The 4,212-nt window shown below is 64.1% G+C and carries 4 protein-coding genes; all 4 read left to right on the top strand.

From position 1 onward, the window contains the following. Nucleotides 1-186 precede the first annotated feature (186 nt). The 4 genes from HPC46_RS33850 to HPC46_RS33835 all read left to right on the top strand — a co-directional run bounded on the left by HPC46_RS33850 (nucleotide 187) and on the right by HPC46_RS33835 (nucleotide 4,140). Nucleotides 187-477, top strand: coding sequence for a hypothetical protein (locus tag HPC46_RS33850; RefSeq protein WP_179476358.1), 291 nt, complete (start codon nucleotides 187-189; stop codon nucleotides 475-477). Nucleotides 478-583: 106 nt separating this feature from the next. Then, nucleotides 584-1,429: an SHOCT domain-containing protein gene (locus HPC46_RS33845; RefSeq protein WP_179476357.1), complete on the top strand. Its 846-nt coding sequence runs from the start codon at nucleotides 584-586 to the stop codon at nucleotides 1,427-1,429. Nucleotides 1,430-1,498: 69 nt separating this feature from the next. Continuing rightward, nucleotides 1,499-2,944, top strand: a complete 1,446-nt coding sequence (locus HPC46_RS33840) for a basic amino acid/polyamine antiporter (RefSeq protein WP_179476356.1) — start codon at nucleotides 1,499-1,501, stop codon at nucleotides 2,942-2,944. 32 nt (nucleotides 2,945-2,976) lie between these two features. Further along, complete coding sequence (locus HPC46_RS33835) at nucleotides 2,977-4,140, top strand: arginine deiminase (protein ID WP_233717033.1); 1,164 nt, start codon at nucleotides 2,977-2,979, stop codon at nucleotides 4,138-4,140. Nucleotides 4,141-4,212 lie beyond the last annotated feature (72 nt).

Here is a 4,212-nt window from a genome sequence, read left to right as displayed (position 1 = left end):
AACTGGGCCTGCTCTACTTTCACCGCGCCTGGACCCGATTCCAAGCGACCTAACGAACCGCCGGATGCGAGGCCCGCACGTCCGGTGGTGTGAGAGGGGGCCGGTAGCCCCGGCCCCCTACTCGATTCGGTCTTGGATCCCCGGTCCCGGTGCTACGCTTCGGCATCTCACACGGGGGTGGGGCAGGTGGACGACGACGATTTCCAGCCACGGGCATACCCGCCGTCGATTCTGCTCGGCGGCGCGGGATTGGTCGTCGTCCTTGCCGGGCTCGTCGTATCGGTTCTGATGGTCAGCGCGGCCAGCGTCGGCGCCCCGCGGCCGTCCCCGGCGGCCCGAATTCCTGCGGCGCCCACCATGACAGCGACGCCGACGGCGGTTGCCGGGGATTCGACGCCCCGGAACAACCTCGACGGGTTCGTCGCTCATCTGACCCCGCAGTTGCCGGCTCTCGACCGCGTACTACAGGCACCCTGAACTGCGCTGCCGGCAGCCGTTTCGCAGGCTTCGGCAAGTGATCCGAAGTGGATGTCGTGGGACTAGTCTGAGTCGCAACATCGGTAGCCGAGAAGGGACATGGCGCATGTTGGGGCGGTACATCAAAGCGCAACTGACGGTGTTGCTGTTCGGCGGCCTGGTCGGTCCGATCTTCCTGATTGTGTACTTCGCTCTCGGCCCGATGGCTCGCCCGTATATCGGGTGGATGTTCTGGGTTGGTCTGCTCATCACTGCTGGTGATGTGCTGGCCGCGCTGTGGCTCACCAACGCCGGCGTGAAATCGGCGGCCCGCCATGAGGAATTGAACCAGCGAGGGGTGCTGGTGCTGGCTCAGATCACCGGTATCTCTGATACCTCGTGGTTCGTCAACGACCAGCAGATGATCAAGGTGAACCTGCACTTCGAAGTGCCCGGGTATCAAGGCTTCGACGCTCAGGAGACCATGGCCTCCAGCCCGACCCGGATGCAGATCCTCAATGCCCACAAACTGGTGGCCCTCGTTGAGCCCGGCACGCAGAAGTACGAAATCGATTGGAACGCCAGCGCTTTGATCGCCGGTGTGGTGCCCGCGCAGTTCACCCTCGCCGAGGACAACAAGACTTATGACCTGCGGGGTCAGGCGGGTCCGTTGATGGAGATCATGCAGATCCTGCGGGCCAACGGCGTTCCGATGAACGGAACCATCGACATTCGGTCCAATCCGGCTGTACGCCAGCAGGTCATGGCCGTCGTTCGCCGGGCCGCCGCCGGACAGCCCGCCGCCGCGGCTCCGGCGGCACCCGTGGCCCCGCCGCCAAGCTTCGTGAAGCCGTCCATGCCGGACATGTCGACGGCGCAGCGCCTACAGGAGCTCGAGACGTTGCGTGCGACCGGCTCGATCACCGAGGCCGAATACACCGCGAAGCGCCAACAGATCATCTCCGAGCTCTAAGCGGCTGCCTTTCGCCCGTCTCGCCGGTTAGCATGACAGAAGCCGGCGGGATCAGCGAAGGAGCTGCCGATGGCTTCCACCGAGGCACCGCCGCAGGCCGACGGAAAGGTCAGCCTGCCGACCCTCACCGCCATGGTGGTCGGGTCCATGATCGGCTCGGGCGTCTTCCTGCTGCCTCGTCGGTTCGGGGCGGAAACCGGCGTCGCGGGCGCGCTGATCGCGTGGGCGATCGCGGGCTCCGGAATGCTGATGCTGGCCTTTGTCTTCCAGCGTCTGGCCACCCGTAAGCCAGAACTGGACGCCGGTATCTTCGCGTACGCCAAGGCAGGTTTTGGGGACTACGTCGGATTCAACAGTGCGTTCGGGTTCTGGGCATCGGCGTGCGCGGGTAACACGTCCTACTGGGTGCTGATCATGACGACGACGAGCGCCTTGTTCCCCGCGCTGGGTGCCGGCGACACGGTCGTGGCGGTGATCTGTTCGTCGGTCGGCGTGTGGCTGTTCTTCTACCTGATCCTGCGGGGTGTCAAGGAAGCCGCGATCATCAACCGAATCGCCACTTTCGCCAAGGTTGTGCCCATCCTGGTGTTCATCGTGATTGCGGTAATCGCCTTCGAGGGCGGGGTGTTCGCCGGGAACTTCTGGGGCGGCGACGGAAACTATTCCTGGACATCGCTTTTCGAACAAGCCAAGGGCACCATGTTGATCACGGTGTTCGTGTTCCTCGGGATCGAAGGCGCCAGCGTGTACTCCCGGTTCGCGCGGAAACGCGAGGACGTAGGTCGCGCCACCGTCATCGGATTCCTCTCGGTACTGGCTGTCTTCATGTTGGTGACGCTTTCGTCGTATGGAGTGATGCCGCAGTCTGAGTTGGCAACCGTCGCACAACCGTCCATGGCTTCCGTGCTGGAATCGATTGTCGGACATTGGGGCTCAGTGTTCATCCGGGTCGGCGTCATCCTCTCGGTACTCGGCGCCTACCTGGCGTGGACACTGATGGCCGCCGAGATCCTCTACGTTCCGGCAAAGTTGGCAGACATGCCCAAATTCCTGGCCAAGGAAAATGCGAAGGGGGCACCTGTCAATGCGCTGATCATGGCGGGCGGCCTGGTCCAGCTGCTGCTGGTTCTGCTGCTGTTCACTTCCGAGGCGCTCGACTTCATGCTTGACCTGACCTCGGCACTGGCGCTCATTCCCTACCTGCTGGCAGCCGGGTACGCGCTGAAGCTCACGATCACCCGGGAGACCTACGGCGACCGAAGATCGTTGGTGCCAGACGCGATCGTCGCGGCGCTGGCCACGATTTACACGCTGTTCCTCGTCTATGCGGCGGGCTGGGACCATCTGCTGCTGTCGTGCATCCTCTACGCCCCGGGTGCAGCCCTGTATTGGAAAGCCCGCCGGGAACGCAATTTGCGGGTCTTTGCACCCGCGGAGGCTGTGCTCTTCGCGGCTATCGTCCTCGGTGCGATCGGGGGTGTGGTATCGCTGGCCACCGGTGCGATTCAGATCTGATCTCCGGCCATCCAACTCGAAAGGATCCCTCGATGTCGTCGCCATCCGCGTCGTACGGCGTGCATTCGGAAGTCGGGAAGCTGCACAAGGTTCTGGTGTGTTCGCCGGGCCTGGCCCACGAAAGGCTGACCCCGACCAATTGTGACGACCTGCTCTTCGACGACGTGCTGTGGGTCCAGAACGCGCGACGTGACCACTTCGACTTCATCGACAAGATGCGCGACCGCGGTGTCGCGGTGGTCGAACTGCACGACCTGCTCACCGAGACCATGGACATCCCGCAAGCTCGCACCTGGCTTCTTGACCGCAAGATCATCGCCAACGAAGTGGGACTCGGGCTTGTCGAGGAGACCCGCTCCTTCCTGGACGGGCTGGCCACCCGTCGGCTCACCGAGTTCCTGATCGGCGGCCTGTCCACCCGCGACCTGCCCGCCGACCTCGGCAAGGGCTACCGCGCCCTGGCCCGCGAGCACGCAGGGATCACCGAATACCTGATGCCGCCGCTGCCCAACACCCTCTACACCCGCGACACCACCTGCTGGATCTACTCCGGTGTCACGCTCAACCCGCTGTTCTGGCCCGCCCGCCACGACGAGACGCTGTTGATGAAGGCCATCTACGAATTTCATCCCGACTTCGCCGGTTCCACGGTGTGGTGGGGTGATCCCGAAAAGTCATGGGGGATGGCCACTATCGAGGGTGGCGACGTATTGGTACCGGGCAACGGTGTGGCGCTGATCGGCATGAGTGAACGCACGTCGCGCCAGGCCATCACCCAGGTCGCGGCCACGCTGTTCGCCGACGGGGCGGTCGAGAAGGTGATCGTGGCCGGGATGCCGAAGCTGCGGGCGGCCATGCACCTCGACACGGTGTTCACCTTCGCCGATCGCGACGTGGTGACGATCTACCCCGAAATCGTGGACAACATCCAGGCTTTCACGCTGGTGCCCAGCGACTCCGCGCCCGGCCTCGACGTCATCGAAGAGACCAAGCCGTTCGTGGAGGTCGTCGCGGCGGCCCTGGGGCTGGGTGCGCTGCGGGTCGTCGAGACCGGCGGCACCGCCTACGACTCCGAGCGTCAGCAATGGGACAGCGGCAACAACCTGGTGGCCGTCGAGCCTGGGGTGGTGTTCGCCTACGATGATCGCGCTCGTCGAAAGTCCTCAGGTGTGCTCGCCGAAATTCCTCACCTGTGAGCAGCGGTCAGTGTAGTTGTTGGCGGTTGCCGGTGGTGGTTCGGCGCAGGGTTTCGGCGGCTGCTTGGTGGT

Origin of the sequence: Mycolicibacterium vinylchloridicum, assembly GCF_013404075.1 — a bacterium.
In the GTDB taxonomy this organism is placed as follows: domain Bacteria; phylum Actinomycetota; class Actinomycetes; order Mycobacteriales; family Mycobacteriaceae; genus Mycobacterium; species Mycobacterium vinylchloridicum.
Note: the sequence above shows the minus strand (reverse complement) of the source record. Positions and strands in the feature narration are given on the sequence as shown.